Origin of the sequence: uncultured Thioclava sp. (assembly GCF_913064665.1) — a bacterium.
In the GTDB taxonomy this organism is placed as follows: Bacteria; Pseudomonadota; Alphaproteobacteria; order Rhodobacterales; family Rhodobacteraceae; genus Thioclava; species Thioclava arctica.
The window spans coordinates 13,456-30,569 of sequence record NZ_CAJYBT010000018.1; the positions used below are offsets into that span (position 1 = coordinate 13,456).

Below are 17,114 nucleotides of genomic sequence, written 5' to 3' on the forward strand. Positions count from 1 at the left end.
CTACACGTCCAGTTGCAACTTCTTGGCCTTGCGATAGAAGGTCGCCCGCCCGATCCCCAGATCGCGCGCCGCTGCCGAGACATTTCCGCCGTTGCGCGCCAAGGCCCGCGCCATCGCAGCACGTTGGGCCTCTTGCAGACCGCCGCGCACCCCCTGCCCGATCAGGTCATTGGCGGGCAATTGGCCGATCTGCTCGGTGTTGATCCCCAGATATTTCCGCGCGGCCCGCGTCGCGCCGACCACCAGATCGTCACGGTTGAGCGCCAGCAACATCACCCCTTGCGGCGCGTTCTCACCGGGCCCCGCCGACAGGATGCGTGCGCCCTGAAAGGCGGCGCGAAACAGATCGCCCTCGATACGTAGTGCGGCGTCTTGCGCAGTCAGCGCGACAAGGCTGGCATAGCCTTCGGTCATATCCTCACGCGCGGAACTGACATCGATCACCCCCGCCAGATCGCCCTGCGCGCCAAAGACCGGCGCGCCTATGCAGGTCAGCCCGGTATTGCCCGCGCGAAAATGCTGATCGCGCCACACGGTCACCGCGCGCCCCTCGGCCAGACAGGTGCCAATGCCATTGGTGCCCTGCGCGCCCTCGGACCAATCCGACCCGGGCGCAAGGTTCGAGGCGTGAAAATCCCCCGCATCGCCTGCGCGCACACGTTCATCCAGAATCAACCCGCCCGCATCCGACAGCAACACCGTGCAGCCCGCATCGCAGGCCGCGCGCGCCAGCCGATCCAGCACGGGGGCCGCGATTTGCAGCAACAAACCAGAAGCCTCGCGCCGGGCGCGGATCTCGGCTTCACTCAGGCGCGCATCCAGCGGCATATCGGCCGGGTCGATCTTGTGATGGATCATCGAGCGGCGCCAGCTGGCCGCAAAGCCCGCCCGCCCCGCCGCCTTGGGCGAAGAGACCACCTCACGCACGATATCGGCGTGGTGACGTTGCGATGAGCGATGCAGCGACATGCGAAAGCCTCCCCTCTTGCGCAAATTCTCTAGCGAGAGGGTAGTCCGATTCGGGGCTGGCGCAATCAAAATTCGCCGCGATCCGGGCGTGAGACTGTCTTAGAAACGAGACAGTGCGGACAGGCGCCCAAACCGCTCGTGAGGCTTATGCTTCGCTCTGATCCTCGGCGTCATCCTCGGATCGACCAAGATGGCGGCGGCCGCGAAAGCCCTGTGCCACAACAAATTTTTCAGAACTATTCGCGCGCGAAGCTGGCGGCTTTACATTCGCAACCTTGTCAAAATTCTTCTTTAACGTGGTCAGAAGAACCTGCTCCGTGCCCCCCGCTAGCACTTTTGCAACAAAAGTGCCGCCCTCTTCCAAAACGTCAAAGGCGAACTCCGCAGCGGCTTCGCACAAGATGATGATGCGCAAATGGTCGGTGTTTTGATGGCCCGAACTGGAGGCCGCCATATCCGACATCACCACATCGGCCTTGCCTCCGAGCCATTCCTTGACCTTGTCATCCGCACCCTCTTCGAGGAAATCGAGCTGATGAATCTCGGCACCCGGCACATGATCGACCTCTTGCAGATCGATCCCCAGAACGGTGCCCACGCGCTTGCCCGATTTCTCGCCCAACGCATTGACCCGCTTGACCGCGACTTGCAGCCAGCCCCCGGGCGCACAGCCCAGGTCAACAACCCGCGCACCGGGCACGAGGAAGCGATATTTCTCGTCCAGCTCCAATATCTTATAGGCCGCGCGACCGCGATAGCCCTCTTTCTTGGCGCGCACGACATAAGGGTCATTGAGCTGGCGTTCGAGCCAAAGCGTCGAGGACAGCTTGCGTCCCTTGGCGGTCTTGACGCGCACGCGCAGATCGCGCTCGCCGCGCCCGGAGGTGTTTTTGCCACTCGGTGTCTTTGCCATTATTCCATCTCTTCCAACACGCCGTCCCCGGCCATCTGCGCGTATAGCAGACCTTCGCGCAGACCGCGATCCGCAACGCTCAACTGATCGGTGGGCCAGACCCGCATTAGCGCCTGCAAGATCGCCGCCCCCGACATAATTAGCGTGTGACGGTCGCGCCCAATGCGCGGATCCGCGCGCCGCCCCGCCGGCCCCAGCGTCAGGAACGAGCGGATCACCGCATCAATCTGCGCCGAGTTCATCATCAGCCCGTCCACCCGATTGCGATCATAGCGCTTGAGCCCAAGGTGACAGGCCGCAACCGTGGTGACCGTGCCGCTTGTGCCGATGATTTGGAAACCCTCTTGCGGGCTGCCCGAGGCATAAGGGGTAAAATCGGCCAGCTTTTCCTCAAAGAACCAGCTCATCAACGCAAAGCGCGCGGCGTCATCTTCGACATCGGCGAATTGGTCTTTCAGCGTCGCCACTCCCAACGGCACCGAAATCCAATCGACCACGCGCGCCGCCGGAATTGGCCCGTCGGGCTGGTTAAACCCCTGCCCCAACCGCATGATCGCGCGCGCCCGGTCGCCCGGGGGCACGTCTTCGAGGTCGATCCAGACCAGCTCGGTCGAGCCGCCCCCGATATCGACCACCAGCACCTGTTCAGATTTCGGACTGACCAGCGAGGCGCAGGAAATCACTGCCAGCTGGGCCTCTTCCTCGGCGGCGATGATTTCCAGCGGCAAGCCAGTTTCGCGGCGGACATAGCGCATGAAATCGCGCGCATTCTTGGCGCGCCGACACGCCTCGGTCGCAACAAGACGCATCCGTTTGACGCCATGCGTATCAATTTTGCGGCGACAAATTTGCAAGGCCTGCACCGTGCGCGCCATCGAGTTGCGCGACAGTCGGCCATAGGTTTCAAGACCTTGGCCAAGCTGGACCGCCTTGGAAAAGCTGTCCACGACCTGAAACTGCGCGCCCATGGGTCGGGCGATCAGCATCCGGCAACTGTTGGTGCCAAGATCTAGGGCAGCGTAAAGCTCCCCCGCCTCAGCGGTCTGGGTCGCGGACTGCTCGACCAATGGCGGCTTTCCGGGAGACCCGGATCGTGCCGTTTTCGGGAGCGCGCCCGCCGACCGGGGACGCCTGGGCGCCATAATCACGCCCTCCGATTTCAAGTTACCTTGACGCTACAGTGTTGCCCTGTGCGGTTCAAGGGAGCGTTGCGTGGAAGTGATAGGTATTGGCGCGCGAGACGTGGCGGAATGCGTGCCTGCGCGACGGCTTTACGGGCGTTTGCTCAGCGCCTGCGCCTGTGCTTTCGCACCTTTTGGTGCGCATTCGGGCTGCGAGGGCTGCGTTGTCAAAGATCTGCGACTGACCTGATGCGGATTGGCCGGAGGCCTTCAATCTGAACAATCCTATCGAACGCAGCACCGACAATCGTGGGCGCGAGGCCCGACAGATACGCGACAGATCAATGTCACCGATCACACCAAGCCGCGCAAACGGGTGATGCCCTTATCAGCTTTCAGAGGCTTGCAACCGCGCCATCTTGGTAGGTTTATAAATAGCGTTTCGGGCAGATCATCTTTTCAAACGACAATCCGTTCCGGATAAAGCCGAGGCTGTGTCCGCCTCCCCTCGGGAAATTCAAGAAATGCTAAGGGGGAGAGCCACGCCCTCCCCCAATCCTTGATTACAGCTTGAGCGACGGGATGATCTGCTTTTTGCGGCTCATCACGCCGGGCAGCACGACCGTGTCGCCCGAGACGGTGGCGCCAAAGCTTTTCTCGGCCACAGTTTTCACCAGATCGTTCGGGATCAGGAAGGTCGCCTCTTCGTTGAGGATGTCGACCACGAACAGCAGCACCTGATCGACGCCATCTTCGCGCGCCACATCGGTCATCGACGCCATCAAGCTGGCCTTGCGATCCAGCACCATTTTCGGCGCAGTGGTTTCCAGCACCGAGACGCGGAACTTGGTGCCCTCGACGGCATATTCCTTGGAATCCATGCGCAGCAATTCGGCATCGGAGAATTCCGACACATCCGATTTCGCTTCAAACATCTTGGCGGCCAGATCGCCGATATCGACGCCCAGATCCTTCGCCAGCGCCTCGCAGACCGCGCGGTCGTGATCGGTCGTCGTGGGCGAGCGGAATTCCAGCGTGTCCGAGATGATGCAGCTCAGCATCGCGCCTTTGATGCCCTTGGGGGCCTTGGCAATATCGTCACCCATCAGATCATACATGATGGTCGCGGTGCAGGCGAGCGGGCGCATCGTGATGTCGATCGGGCCTTTGGTTTCCAGCCCACCGGCCAGCTTGTGGTGGTCGATAATCTGCACAATATCCGCGCTATTGATGCCAGCGGGCAGCTCGGCGGGGTTGTTGGTGTCCACGATCACTACCTTGTCGCCCTCAGCCACGTCCGAGATGATCTCGGGCTTGTCCAGACCCCAATGCTGGATCACGAAAGCGGCCTCGGTATTGGGTTCGCCCAGCAGGCAGGGCGTCGCGGGGATGCCTTTGACTTCAGAGAGATACCACGCCCAAGCGATGGGCGAGCCGGTGGAGTCAGTATCGGGGGCTTTGTGGCCGAAAACTTTGGTGCTCATGAAGGAATCCTTGGGATTGGGCGTGATTTTGCGCGCTTTATAGGGCCGCATCGCTGCTTTGTCACCTGCCCTGCGCGGCCGTGTCGCTCAATCAAGGCGTGTGATCGTATAGCCGTCTTGTTGCAGCAAATAGAGCAAGCCCTGATCGCCTGACAGATGCAGCGCGCCGACCGCAACCACGACCGGGCCTTTGGTGGCGGCGGCCTCGATCTCGGGCAGCCAATTGTGGTTGCGCGCCACCATCAAGAGGTCTTCGGACAGCTTCATTTGCCGCTCGACCTCAACCGGTGCCATGCCCCCGGCAATCGCCTGTTCACGCGCCAGCTCCCAGATGATGCGCGGCTCGCCCCGGAAATACAGGTCCGCCATCGTGACGCCCATATCATCGGCCAAAGGCGCACCCACGACAGCCGCGCGCAGCATCTCCAGCGAATCCGCCTCGCTGATCGAGTTGAACAGCGTGAAAACGGTATCCCAAGGTTCCAACGCGCGAATCGCGACCTTGTCGGTCTGGGCGGCCTGCATCAGCACCTTATCAAGCCCCTTGCCCCCGGCCCCCATATCCTTGACCGCGCAGGGCGGCAGCGACAGCGTCATCGCAACAAAAGCCGGGCGCATTTTGGCGGCCAGAAAGGCGGGCATGCCATGGGCCGCCAGTGCCGTCTTGGTCAGTTCCCATTCGGCGGGGGACAGCAGCTCGGGCAGCGTCTTGCCCTTGGAAAACATCAGCGTCGGATCGGCCATCATCGCCTTTTGCAGCCGTGCCTCCTCATCGGGTCCGGCCTCGACCAGCAGCGCGCTGGCGTGTTTAAGCGCCTCTTGCACCTGTGCTACCAACGCATCGTGGCGCGGATCGGGCAGATGATAGGTGCCCGCCAGCGTGATGGTCTGATCCCCCTTGGTGGCAGAAAACACGAGTCCCTGCGCGAAGGGCACGGCATGGGCGGCGGCCTCAAGGCGGGCCTGTTCGGCCTTGGGCAAAGCGTCAAAAAGATCGCTGCCAGAGCATTGCGCGCCGACCGGCAAGGCAAGCGCAACCCAAAGCACGGGCATCAAGACGGGGGCCAGCAACTGGCGCAGGGGGCGAAGGGTCATCATGGGCGCACAGTGCCACGCAGCGCGGCGCGCGCAAAGTGACAAACGTGTTCACCAGGCGCGGGCATTTTTCGCCAATCGGGTGTTGACAGAATGGGGGTGCAGTGACTAACTCCGCCATCGTTAGCACTCGTGTTAGATGAGTGCTAAAAGCTTTGAACCTGGAACCTTAGGGAGTAAGCCAGATGGCATTTAAACCGCTGCATGACCGTGTGCTGGTCAAACGCGTCGAAGGCGAAGAGAAAACCAAGGGTGGTTTGATCATCCCCGACAGCGCCAAAGAAAAACCGGCTGAGGGTGAAATCATCTCGGTTGGCGAAGGCGCACGCAAGGATTCGGGCGAGCTGATCGCACCGAGCGTGAAAGCTGGCGACCGTATCTTGTTCGGCAAATGGTCGGGCACCGAGGTCACGCTTGATGGGCAAGAACTGCTTATCATGAAAGAAAGCGACATCATGGGCATCATCTCGTAAGGCCTTAGCCTTTCGCAGATACCCTGATTTCCAACGAAATTTTCAGTCAAGGAGCCAAAAGACATGGCAGCCAAGGACGTCAAATTCTCCACCGACGCACGCGACCGGATGCTCAAGGGCGTCAACGTACTCGCTGATGCGGTGAAAGTTACGCTGGGCCCGAAAGGCCGCAACGTGGTCATCGAAAAAAGCTTCGGCTCGCCGCGCATCACCAAAGACGGTGTGTCGGTTGCACGTGAAATCGAACTGAGCGACAAGTTCGAAAACATGGGCGCGCAGATGGTCAAAGAAGTGGCCTCGCGCACCAATGATGAGGCCGGCGACGGCACCACCACCGCGACCGTGCTGGCACAAGCCATCATCAAAGAAGGCCTCAAGGCCGTGGCCGCGGGCATGAACCCGATGGACCTCAAGCGCGGGATTGATCTGGCGACCTCGAAAGTGGTTGCAGCGATCAAAGCCGCGTCGCGCCCGGTCAAAGACCAGGACGAAGTGGCTCAGGTCGGCACGATCTCGGCCAATGGCGAAGAGACCATCGGTCGCTTCATCGCGGACGCTATGCAAAAAGTTGGCAACGAGGGTGTGATCACCGTCGAAGAAAACAAAGGCATGGAAACCGAGGTTGAAGTCGTCGAAGGCATGCAGTTCGACCGTGGCTACCTGTCGCCCTACTTCGTCACCAATCCCGACAAAATGGTTGCGGATCTGGAAGACTGCCTGATCTTGCTGCACGAGAAAAAACTCAGCTCGCTCCAGCCGATGGTGCCGCTGCTCGAGCAGGTGATCCAGTCCAACAAGCCGCTCTTGATCATTGCCGAAGACGTCGAAGGCGAAGCCCTTGCGACCCTCGTCGTGAACAAGCTGCGTGGCGGTCTGAAAATCGCAGCCGTCAAGGCTCCGGGCTTTGGTGATCGTCGCAAATCCATGCTGCAGGACATCGCGATCCTGACCGGTGGCCAGGTGATCTCGGAAGATCTTGGCATGAAGCTGGAAAATGTCGGCATGGACATGCTGGGCACCGCGAAAAAAGTCTCGATCACCAAAGAGACCACGACCATCGTGGACGGCGCTGGTGACAAGGCCGAGATCGAAGCTCGCGTCGCTCAGATCCGCACCCAGATCGAGGAAACCACCTCGGATTACGACCGTGAGAAGCTGCAAGAGCGTGTGGCCAAACTCGCCGGTGGTGTGGCTGTCATCCGCGTTGGCGGCATGACCGAAACCGAAGTGAAAGAGCGCAAGGATCGCGTCGATGACGCGCTCAACGCAACCCGCGCTGCCGTTCAAGAAGGCATCGTTGTTGGCGGTGGCGTGTCGCTGGTTCAGGCCGCTAAGGTTCTGCACGGCATGACCGCAGCAAACAGCGACCAAGAAGCGGGTATCGCCATCGTGCGCCGCGCTCTTGAGGCTCCGCTGCGTCAGATCGCTGACAACGCTGGCGTCGACGGCGCTGTCGTGGCCGGCAAGGTCCGCGAAAGCGACGATCTGAACTTTGGCTTCAATGCGCAGACCGAAGAATATGGCGACATGTTCAAGTTCGGCGTGATCGATCCGGCCAAAGTGACGCGCACCGCTCTTGAGGATGCGTCCTCGATCGCAGGTCTGCTGATCACCACCGAAGCCATGATCGCCGAAAAGCCCGAGCCTAAAGGCGCTGGCGGCGGCGCACCCGACATGGGTGGCATGGGCGGCATGGGCGGCATGATGTAATCAGCCGTTCCCGCTTGGAACTTTGGGAAAGGGCGCCTTGCGGGGCGCCCTTTTTCATGACTGCCCGTGGCTTAGCGTAACCCTTGCGCAACCATCGTCGGGTTGAACTCGATCACCCGATATTGCGCAACGCCCGCAATCTGAAAGGGATCACGCCGGAGCAACGCCTCGATCTCGGCCCGCTCGGTGCCAATCGCGATGATCACCCCACCATCGCGCGGCACCTTCGCCCCCGAGGCCAGAAAGCGACCCGCCGCGTATTGCTCTCTGAGAAACGCCCGGTGCGGCTCCAAAAGCGCGTCAACCTCTGCCATCGGCGCAAGATAGCTGAGTTCGGCCACGAAAAGATGCTGTCCTTCGCAAAGTATCGTCATTGTCTTGTCCATTCTGTTGCGATCGCAAAAGATAGTTCGCCGCCCTGCCCTGTCGACAGCGCTTGCGCCACGCGATAGCGTCGCGCGAAACGAGGAGGAACAGATGATCGACGTAGCATTGGTAACGGGGGCGGCGCGTGGCATTGGCCTTGCGACGACAAAACTGTTTCTGGAAATGGGCTGGCAGGTTGTGATGCTGGATCGCGACGTCAAGGCACTTGAGGCGGCGAGCAGCGCGCTTAACGGCACCCATCCGATCCTATGCGACATTTCCGATCCCGAGCAGGTCGCCATCATGGCCGAGGAAGTCGGGCGGATCGCGCAATATGGCCTCAAAGCGGTGGTCAACAACGCGGGCGTGGCCGAATTCGGCCCGATCGGCGAGACCGATTTCGCGATGTGGCGCCGCGTGATGGCCACCAATCTCGACGGCATGTTTCTGGTTTCCCAGGCGCTGACGCCGCTTTTGGCCAAGGCGAAGGGTGCGATTGTGAATATCGCCTCGATCTCGGGGCTGCGCGCTTCGACGCTGCGGGTGGCTTATGGCACCTCCAAAGCGGCGGTGATTGCGCTGACCGAGCAGCAAGCGGTGGAGCTGGGCGAGTTGGGCATTCGCGCCAATGCAGTCGCGCCGGGGCCGGTGCGCACCAAACTTGCGATGGCGGTGCATTCCCAAGAGATCATCGACGCCTATCACGATGCGATCCCGCTCAATCGCTACGGATCGGAACGCGAAATCGCCGAGGCCATCGCCTTTCTCGCCTCGGACAAGGCCAGCTTTGTGACCGGGCAGCTTTTGGCCGCAGATGGTGGGTTTGGGGCAACTGGCATCGGCCTACCTGCGTTGAGAAAGCACTAAAATGTTCGATTTGTGCATTTTTGATTGCGACGGGGTGCTGATCGATTCCGAAATCATCTCGGCCAATATGCTGATCGCAGAGCTGCGAAACCTGGATGTGAATATCGATCTCGATTACGTCGCACGCAATTTTCTGGGCCGCTCTTATCCGACGGTGATGAAACAGATCCGCTTTGAATTCGGTCTCGATCTGCCCGAGGATTTCGAGGCGCGCTACCGCGCCCGCTTACTTGCGGCCTTTGAATCAGACCTGCGGGTGATGCCCGGCGTGAGCGACGTAATCGCGCAACTCGGTGTGTCGTGGTGCGTGGCAACCTCATCCAGCCCGCAGCGCGCGCAGCGGTCGCTGGAAATTGTCGGGCTGGATAAGCAGGTACAGGGCCGGATTTTCACCGCCAGCGAAGTTGCGCAAGGCAAACCCGCGCCCGATCTATTCTTGCATGCCGCGCGCCAGATGGGCGCTGATCCTGCCCGCTGCGTGGTGATTGAAGACAGCCTGACGGGCATCCGCGCAGGGCTGGCGGCGGGCATGACGGTGTGGCGCTTTACCGGCGGCAGCCATCTGCACGGGCGGCCGCTGATGCGCCCCGCCGATGCGATTGCGCAACTAGAATTTGCCTCTTTCGACGAATTCTTTCATCTTGGTCCCAATATGAGGGCCGCTACATGAACCGGATGAATGAGATCGAGGCCACCCGCGAGGACGAGGCTGCCCGCGCGGGATGGCTTTATTACGTGGGCGGCATGACGCAAGATCAGATCGCGGCCGAGCTGGGCGTTTCGCGCCAGCGTGCCCAGCGACTGGTCAGCCGCGCGGTTTCGGACGGGCTGGTGCGGGTGCGCATCGAGCACAAGATCGGCGCCTGTCTGGAACTGGAGGCCGCGCTGCGCCGTCGCTTTCAGTTGCAAACGGTGCGCGTCGCCCCCTCGCTGGGCGAAGGCGGCGACCGGGCACGCGCCACCGCCCCGCTGGCGGCGACTCTGCTGGAGCGCATCCTTGCGCGGCCCGAACCGCAGGTGATCGCCTTTGGCACCGGGCGCTCTTTGAGTGCAATGGTCGAAGAGGTGATGCAGCCCCCCGCCATGGCCCATAAGATCGTCTCGTTGATTGGCAATATCGCGCCCGATGGGTCTGCCAGCATTTACGATGTGATCATGCGCTTGGCAAACAAGCTGCACCTACCCCACTATCCGATGCTGGTGCCGGTGATTTCGGAAAGCGCCGAGGAACGCGCGATGTTTGACCATCTCAAGCCGGTGCAGGCGGTGCGCCGCTTGGCCGCGCAGGCGGATGCGACCTTTGTCGGGGTGGGCCAGTTGGGCGACGACGCGCCCGTCTACAAGGACGGGTTCGTGACCCTCTCAGAGTTGCGAGAGTTGCAAAACGCAGGCGCGATCGGCGAGCTGGTTGGGGCGTTTTACGACGTGCAGGGACGTTACATCACGACACAAACCACCGAGCGATTTGGCTCATTTAAGATCGCACGCAACGGCGACGCCCCCAAGATCGCGATCGCCGCAGGAGCCTCAAAACTGGCGGCGATTCGAGGTGCTTTGGCGGGTGGATTGATCAATGGATTGGTCACCGACGAAGACACCGCGCGAAGTCTCGTCCAATAAGACTATTCATTTCATAACCTTATTCGAACTTCAAAGGTCTCCACGTCGCCGTGGAAATTGATGATTGACAGAATCTACTGTTTGAATGAGTATTTTCTCACGTACTGGGCATTTGCTCAGAATATCTGGGAGGATATCATGACACTCACGTTCCGGGCGCTTCTTGGCGCCTGTGCTCTTGGTGCGCTTGCCACCGCGGCATCCGCTGAGACCACGATCACCGTAGCCACTGTCAATAACGGCGACATGGTCCGCATGCAGGGCTACATGGATGATTTTTACAAGATGCATCCCGACATCAAGGTCGACTGGGTGACGCTTGAAGAGAACGTCCTGCGCCAGAAAGTGACGACAGACATCGCCACCAAGGGCGGCCAGTTCGACGTTCTGACCATTGGCACCTACGAGGTTCCGATCTGGGCCAAGCAAGGCTGGCTGGTGTCGCTCAATGACCTGCCTGCCGAGTATGACGTGAACGATTTGCTGCCCGCGATCCGCTCGGGTCTGACGGTCGATGGCAATCTTTACGCCTCGCCCTTCTATGGCGAAAGCTCGTTTGTGATGTATCGCAAGGACCTGATGGAGAAGGCCGGGCTGCAAATGCCCGAAAAGCCGACCTGGGGCGATATCGAGAAAGCGGCCGCGGCGATGACCGACAAGGCCAATGGCGTCTACGGCATCTGCTTGCGTGGCAAAGCGGGCTGGGGCGAGAACATGGCCTTCTTGTCGGCGATGGACAACTCGATGGGCGGCTCGTGGTTCAACATGGATTGGAAACCCCAATTCGACTCCGCGCCATGGAAAGAGACCCTGACCACCTATCTTGACCTGATGAACAAATACGGGCCTCCGGGCGCTTCGTCCAACGGGTTCAACGAAAACCTCGCGCTGTTCCAGCAGGGCAAATGCGGGATGTGGATGGATGCGACGGTGGCGGCCTCGTTCGTGACCAACCCCAAAGATTCCACCGTGGCCGACAAGGTTGGCTTTGCGCTGGCCCCCAACAAGGAAGGCGTCGACAAGCGCGCCAACTGGCTATGGGCCTGGAGCCTCGCCATTCCGGCAGGCACCAAACATGAAGCCGCAGCCAAGGCCTTCATCGACTGGGCAACCTCCAAGCACTACACCGAATTGGTTGCCGCCAAAGAAGGTTGGGCCAACGTGCCTCCGGGAACGCGGACCTCGCTGTATGAGAACCCCGAGTATCAAAAGGCGGCCCCGTTCGCCAAGCTGACGCTCGACTCGATCAATGCGGCCGATCCCAAGCACCCCTCGGTGCAGGACGTGCCCTATACCGGCGTGCAGTTCGTTGCGATCCCCGAGTTCCAAGGCCTCGGCAATGCAGTGGGCCAGCAGTTCTCGGCAGCCCTTGCGGGTCAGATGACCGCAGAACAAGCCTTGGAGAGCGCGCAAAGCCTCACCGAGCGTGAGATGAAGAAAGCCGGTTACCTCAAGTAATCCGCTTTCCATCTATCTCTTGGGGCAGCCTGTATTCGGGCCGCCCCTTCCCCCTCTTTCATTGCCGGAGCCGGACCCATGTCCACGCAAGCCTCGCGCGCTGCCGCGCGTCTGATGATATCGCCCTCCGTTATTCTTTTGTTTTTGTGGATGGCCGTGCCGCTGGGCATGACATTGTGGTTCTCGTTCCAGCGCTATAACCTTCTGATGCCCGGCCAGACTGGCTTTGTCGGCTTTCAGAACTACGAATATTTCCTGACCGATCCCGCCTTTTTCACCGCCCTCTGGAACACCTTGTTCCTCGTCGGAGGCGTGTTGCTGATCACCATCATCGGCGGGATGCTTTTGGCGCTGCTGCTCGATCAGGCGATCTTTGGCCAAGGCATCGTGCGGGTGCTGGTGATTGCGCCCTTCTTCGTGATGCCCACGGTGTCGGCGCTGGTGTGGAAGAACTTCTTCTTCAATCCGGTGAACGGGATATTCGCCTATATTGCGCATTTCTTCGGCTTTCCCGCCTATGATTTCCTCGCCCAAGCCCCGCTTTTGTCGATCACGCTGATTGTGGCGTGGCAATGGTTGCCCTTCGCGACGTTGATCTTGCTGACCGCGCTGCAATCGCTTGATAGCGAGCAGCTTGAGGCCGCCGAAATGGATGGCGCCAGCATCTGGTCACGGTTCATCTATATCATGGTGCCGCATCTGTCGCGCGCCGCGACCGTGGTGATCCTCATTCAGACGATCTTCCTGCTGTCGACCTTCGCTGAGATCCTCGTGACCACCAATGGCGGACCGGGCATCGCCTCGACCACGCTGACCTATCTCGTCTATGTCCAATCGCTGCTGCAATTCGACGTCGGCGGCGGGGCGGCAGGCGGCATCGTTGCTGTGATCTTGGCCAACATCGTTGCGATCTTCCTGATGCGGATGATCGGCAAGAATCTGGAGACCTGAGAGATGGCGCGCAAAACCTCAAACCGCCGCAAGCTGGTGATGACGATCCTCGCCTGGAGCGTCGGCTTCGTGATCTTCTTCCCGATCCTGTGGACGATCATCTTGTCGTTCAAGACCGAGGGCGACGCGATCAAGACCCCGTTGCAGGTGCTCACCTCGCATTGGACCTTTGAAAGCTACACCTTGGTGCAGGAACGCTCGAACTATTTCCGCCACTTCATGAACTCGGTGGTGATCTCATTCGGCTCGGTGATCCTGGCGCTGATCATCGGCATCCCCTCCGCTTGGGCGATGGCCTTTGTGCCGGGCAAACGCACCAAGGATGTGCTGATGTGGATGCTCTCGACCAAGATGATGCCCGCTGTGGGTGTGCTGGTCCCGATCTATCTGATGTTTCGTGACTGGGGGCTGCTGGATACCCGCACCGGCCTGATCATCGTGCTCTGCCTGATGAACCTGCCGATCGTGATCTGGATGCTTTACACCTATTTCAAGGAAATCCCCTCGGAGATCCTTGAAGCCGCCCGGATGGACGGCGCGGGTCTGCGCAGCGAGATCTTGTATGTGCTCACGCCGATGGCAATCCCCGGCATTGCCTCGACGCTGCTTCTCAACGTCATCCTGTCTTGGAACGAGGCCTTCTGGACCCTCAACCTGACAGCGGCCAAAGCTGCGCCGCTGACGGCTTTCATCGCCGCATATTCCAGCCCCGAAGGGTTGTTTTACGCCAAACTCTCTGCTGCCTCGACGCTGGCAATCGCACCGATCCTGATCCTTGGCTGGTTTAGCCAGAAACAGCTTGTGCGTGGCCTGACCTTTGGCGCTGTGAAATAAGGAGATCCCCATGGGACAGATTGAACTCAAAGGCGTCACCAAGCGCTTTGGCGATGTGGAAGTCATCCCGCCGCTGGATCTGCATATCGGCGAGGGCGAATTCGTGGTCTTCGTTGGCCCCTCGGGCTGCGGTAAATCCACGTTGCTGCGCCTGATTGCCGGGCTGGAAGACGTGTCGGGCGGCCATATCGAGATCGACGGCCAAGATGCCACCGACCTGCCCCCCGCCAAGCGCAGCCTTGCAATGGTGTTCCAGTCCTACGCGCTGTATCCGCATATGTCGGTGCGCAAGAACATCGCGTTTCCGCTGAAAATGGCTAAGGCCGATCAGGCAACGATCGACGCCAAGATTGAGAATGCCGCGCGCATCCTCAACCTCACCGACTACCTGCATCGCCGCCCCGGCCAGCTTTCGGGCGGGCAGCGTCAGCGGGTTGCGATTGGCCGCGCCATCGTGCGCGAACCGGCGGCGTTTTTGTTTGACGAGCCGCTCTCGAACCTTGATGCGGCGCTGCGCGTGAACATGCGGCTCGAGATTTCCGAGCTGCACCAAAAGCTGAAAACCACGATGGTTTACGTCACCCACGACCAAGTCGAGGCAATGACCATGGCCGACAAAATCGTGGTGCTGCATGCCGGCGTGATCGAGCAAGTCGGCTCGCCGCTTGAACTTTATCGCAGCCCGCGCAACAAGTTTGTGGCAGGCTTCATCGGCTCGCCCAAGATGAACTTCGTCGAGGGCCCCGAGGCCGCCAAGCACAACGCCCACACGATCGGAATCCGCCCCGAGCATATCAATGTCTCGGCGACCGAAGGCGCGTGGAAGGGCACCGTTGGTGTGTCCGAACACCTCGGCTCGGACACGTTCCTGCATGTCGATACCGAATTCGGGCTGATCAACGTGCGCGGCGATGGCGAGATCGACCTGCATTCGGGTGACAGCGTCTGGCTTAGCCCCGATCTGTCGCAACTGCACAAGTTCGACGCGGCAGGGCTTGCGATCTGATGCGCCTCTCGGGAAAACGCGCCCTGATCACCGGTGCCGCGCGCGGCATCGGGCAGGCATTTGCCGAAAAATACATCGCCGAGGGTGCGCAGGTCGTGATCGGCGATATTAATCTCGAGCGCGCTCAAGACACCGCCGCCGCAATCGGCGCGACCGCCCTGCCCCTTGATGTGACCGACCCGGCCAGCATCGAGGACGCAATGGCCGCGCTGCGCGCCAGCGGCGGAATCGATATCTTGATCAACAACGCTGCGATCTTCACCGCAGCCCCTTTGGTCGAGATCACCCGGCAAGATTACGAACGCGTCTTCAAGATCAATGTCGAGGGCACGCTGTTCATGATGCAGGCGGCCGCGCGCGAGATGATCGCGCAGGGCCGTGGCGGCAAGATCATCAACATGGCAAGCCAAGCCGGGCGGCGTGGTGAGGCCTTGGTGGCGGTCTATTGCGCCTCCAAGGCGGCGGTCATCAGCCTCACGCAATCGGCGGGGCTGAACCTGATCGAACATGGCATCAACGTGAATGCTATCGCACCCGGTGTCGTGGATGGCGAGCATTGGGACGGCGTCGATGCCTTCTTTGCCAAATACGAGGGCAAGGCACCGGGCCAGAAAAAGCGCGAAGTCGGCGCGGCGGTGCCCTTTGGGCGCATGGGCACGGCACAGGACCTCACCGGGATGGCGGTGTTTCTGGCCTCGGACGAGGCCGAATATATCGTCGCCCAGACCTATAATGTCGATGGCGGGAATTGGATGAGCTGACATGAAACTCTCAAACGAAACGCTTGATCTTCTCCCAGATGATGTGGCGCGCCCCGGCTATGACCGCAGTGATCTGAGCGCGGGAATCGTCCATATCGGCTGCGGTAATTTCCATCGCGCCCATCAGGCGGTTTACCTTGATGACCTGTTCAACCTGGGGATCGGCCATGACTGGGCGCTGCTCGGCGCTGGCGTGCGCGCAGGCGATGCCAAGATGGGCGAAGCGCTGATGGCGCAAGACGGTATGTCGAGCGTGATCGAGCTGGACCCAAGCGCGAAATCGGCCCGCGTGATCGGCGCGATGACCGGCTTTGTGCCGGTGGCCTCGGGCAATGCGCCCCTGATCGCGGCGATGTCAGACCCGGCGATCCGCATCGTCTCGCTCACCGTGACCGAGGGCGGCTATTTCATCGACCCCGAGACCGGCACCTTCAGCCCCACCCATCCCGATATTGCCGCCGATGCGGCCAATCCGGACGCCCCCGAGACCGCCTTTGGCGCGATGATCGCGGCCCTCAAGGCGCGCCGCGCGGCGGGTGTCGCGCCCTTCACCGTGATGTGCTGCGACAACGTTCCCCATAATGGCCATGTCACGCGCGATGCGGTGGTCGGGCTGGCACAGCTGTCCGACCCCGAACTGGCGGGCTGGATCAAAGCCAACGTCGCCTTCCCCAATTCGATGGTCGACCGCATCACCCCCGCCACCGGCCCGCGCGAGCGCGCTTTGGCGGAAAGCTTTGGGCTGGAGGATGCCGCCCCCGTTACCTGCGAGCCGTTTCGCCAATGGGTGATGGAGGATCATTTCCCCGCCGGCCGCCCGGCGCTGGAGAAAGTCGGCGTGACCTTCACCGATGCGGTAGATCGTTTTGAGACGATGAAGATCCGCATCCTGAATGGTGGGCACGCGATCATCGCCTATGCTGGTGGTTTGCGCGATATCGAATTCGCCCATGAGGCGATGGCCGATCCCCAGATCCGCGCCTATCTCGACAAGATCGAAACGACCGAAATTCTGCCGATCATCCCCCCCGTGCCCGACACCGACCTGCGCGCCTATAAGCAACTGATTTTGGAGCGGTTTTCAAATCCCGAAGTGGCCGACACGATCCGCCGCCTGTGCTTTGACGGGTTCAACCGACAGCCGAAATTCATCATCACGTCGATCCGGGACCGGCTGACGCGGGGGCTAGACTGTGACGGGCTGGTTTTGGCAAGCGCACTGTGGTGTCGCTATTGCTACGGCACCACAGAAACCGGTGCCGAGATTGCGGCAAACGATCCGAATTGGGACCGTCTGGTGGCGCAGTCCAAAGCGGCGAAAACCCGCCCCGCCGCTTGGCTCGAAATGTCGGAAATCTACGGTGATCTTTCGAAAAACGACGCGCTAGTGGCGCAGTTCACCAAGACGCTGAAGGATGTCTGGGCACGCGGTTCGCAGGCGGTGATCGCGGATTACCTGAAGTAAACGCCACGCGGAATAAAAGCA

At 60.7% G+C, this 17,114-nt stretch carries 17 protein-coding genes; 11 read left to right on the forward strand and 6 right to left on the reverse strand.

Features of this window, described 5'->3' with window-relative positions; all coding sequences use genetic code 11:
* From QZ571_RS09455 to QZ571_RS09475, 5 genes are all read right to left on the reverse strand, one after another.
* On the reverse strand, positions 1-969 hold the full coding sequence (locus QZ571_RS09455) for a GAF domain-containing protein (RefSeq protein WP_295533812.1): 969 nt from the start codon (positions 967-969) through the stop codon (positions 1-3).
* 145 nt (positions 970-1,114) lie between these two features.
* Positions 1,115-1,882, reverse strand: a complete 768-nt coding sequence (locus QZ571_RS09460) for an RlmE family RNA methyltransferase (RefSeq protein WP_295533814.1) — start codon at positions 1,880-1,882, stop codon at positions 1,115-1,117.
* On the reverse strand, positions 1,882-3,024 hold the full coding sequence (locus tag QZ571_RS09465; RefSeq protein ID WP_295533816.1) for a Ppx/GppA phosphatase family protein: 1,143 nt from the start codon (positions 3,022-3,024) through the stop codon (positions 1,882-1,884). The genes QZ571_RS09460 and QZ571_RS09465 overlap by 1 nt, the downstream gene beginning before the upstream one ends.
* Positions 3,025-3,566: 542 nt before the next feature.
* Entirely contained in the window at positions 3,567-4,487 is a 921-nt protein-coding gene (locus QZ571_RS09470; protein ID WP_295533818.1) for a manganese-dependent inorganic pyrophosphatase, read from the reverse strand.
* Positions 4,488-4,574: 87 nt separating this feature from the next.
* Positions 4,575-5,582 (reverse strand): TraB/GumN family protein, encoded by a 1,008-nt coding sequence (locus tag QZ571_RS09475; RefSeq protein WP_295533820.1) that lies wholly within the window; start codon positions 5,580-5,582, stop codon positions 4,575-4,577.
* A 185-nt stretch (positions 5,583-5,767) separates the two neighbouring features.
* Here QZ571_RS09475 and QZ571_RS09480 point away from each other — a divergent pair, with 185 nt between their 5' ends.
* Both QZ571_RS09480 and groL read left to right on the forward strand, forming a co-directional pair.
* Positions 5,768-6,055 (forward strand): co-chaperone GroES, encoded by a 288-nt coding sequence (locus QZ571_RS09480; protein ID WP_295533822.1) that lies wholly within the window; start codon positions 5,768-5,770, stop codon positions 6,053-6,055.
* 63 nt (positions 6,056-6,118) lie between these two features.
* A complete protein-coding gene (groL, locus tag QZ571_RS09485; protein WP_295533824.1) occupies positions 6,119-7,765 on the forward strand; it encodes a chaperonin GroEL in 1,647 nt (548 codons plus the stop codon).
* Positions 7,766-7,836: 71 nt separating this feature from the next.
* Here the strand turns inward: groL and QZ571_RS09490 are convergent, their stop codons facing one another.
* Positions 7,837-8,139, reverse strand: a complete 303-nt coding sequence (locus QZ571_RS09490) for a YciI family protein (RefSeq protein WP_295533826.1) — start codon at positions 8,137-8,139, stop codon at positions 7,837-7,839.
* Positions 8,140-8,242: 103 nt separating this feature from the next.
* Between QZ571_RS09490 and QZ571_RS09495 the strand changes: the two genes are divergently transcribed.
* The 9 genes from QZ571_RS09495 to QZ571_RS09535 all read left to right on the forward strand — a co-directional run bounded on the left by QZ571_RS09495 (position 8,243) and on the right by QZ571_RS09535 (position 17,093).
* Entirely contained in the window at positions 8,243-8,998 is a 756-nt protein-coding gene (locus QZ571_RS09495) for an SDR family oxidoreductase (RefSeq protein ID WP_295533828.1), read from the forward strand.
* Position 8,999: 1 nt separating this feature from the next.
* Entirely contained in the window at positions 9,000-9,668 is a 669-nt protein-coding gene (locus QZ571_RS09500; protein WP_295533829.1) for an HAD family hydrolase, read from the forward strand.
* Positions 9,669-9,673: 5 nt separating this feature from the next.
* Complete coding sequence (locus QZ571_RS09505) at positions 9,674-10,618, forward strand: sugar-binding transcriptional regulator (protein WP_295533916.1); 945 nt, start codon at positions 9,674-9,676, stop codon at positions 10,616-10,618.
* Positions 10,619-10,756: 138 nt separating this feature from the next.
* On the forward strand, positions 10,757-12,076 hold the full coding sequence (locus tag QZ571_RS09510) for a sugar ABC transporter substrate-binding protein (RefSeq protein WP_295533831.1): 1,320 nt from the start codon (positions 10,757-10,759) through the stop codon (positions 12,074-12,076).
* Between the two features lie 78 nt (positions 12,077-12,154).
* The gene (locus QZ571_RS09515; RefSeq protein WP_295533833.1) at positions 12,155-13,027 is read left to right on the forward strand and encodes a carbohydrate ABC transporter permease; all 873 of its coding nucleotides are present in this window, start codon (positions 12,155-12,157) and stop codon (positions 13,025-13,027) included.
* Between the two features lie 3 nt (positions 13,028-13,030).
* Entirely contained in the window at positions 13,031-13,861 is an 831-nt protein-coding gene (locus tag QZ571_RS09520) for a carbohydrate ABC transporter permease (RefSeq protein WP_295533835.1), read from the forward strand.
* Between the two features lie 10 nt (positions 13,862-13,871).
* Positions 13,872-14,867, forward strand: coding sequence for an ABC transporter ATP-binding protein (locus QZ571_RS09525; RefSeq protein ID WP_295533836.1), 996 nt, complete (start codon positions 13,872-13,874; stop codon positions 14,865-14,867).
* A complete protein-coding gene (locus QZ571_RS09530; RefSeq protein ID WP_295533838.1) occupies positions 14,867-15,628 on the forward strand; it encodes an L-iditol 2-dehydrogenase in 762 nt (253 codons plus the stop codon). Before QZ571_RS09525 ends, QZ571_RS09530 begins: the two co-directional genes overlap by 1 nt.
* Before the next feature lies 1 nt (position 15,629).
* Positions 15,630-17,093: a mannitol dehydrogenase family protein gene (locus QZ571_RS09535; RefSeq protein WP_295533840.1), complete on the forward strand. Its 1,464-nt coding sequence runs from the start codon at positions 15,630-15,632 to the stop codon at positions 17,091-17,093.
* The last annotated feature ends 21 nt before the right edge of the window (positions 17,094-17,114 follow it).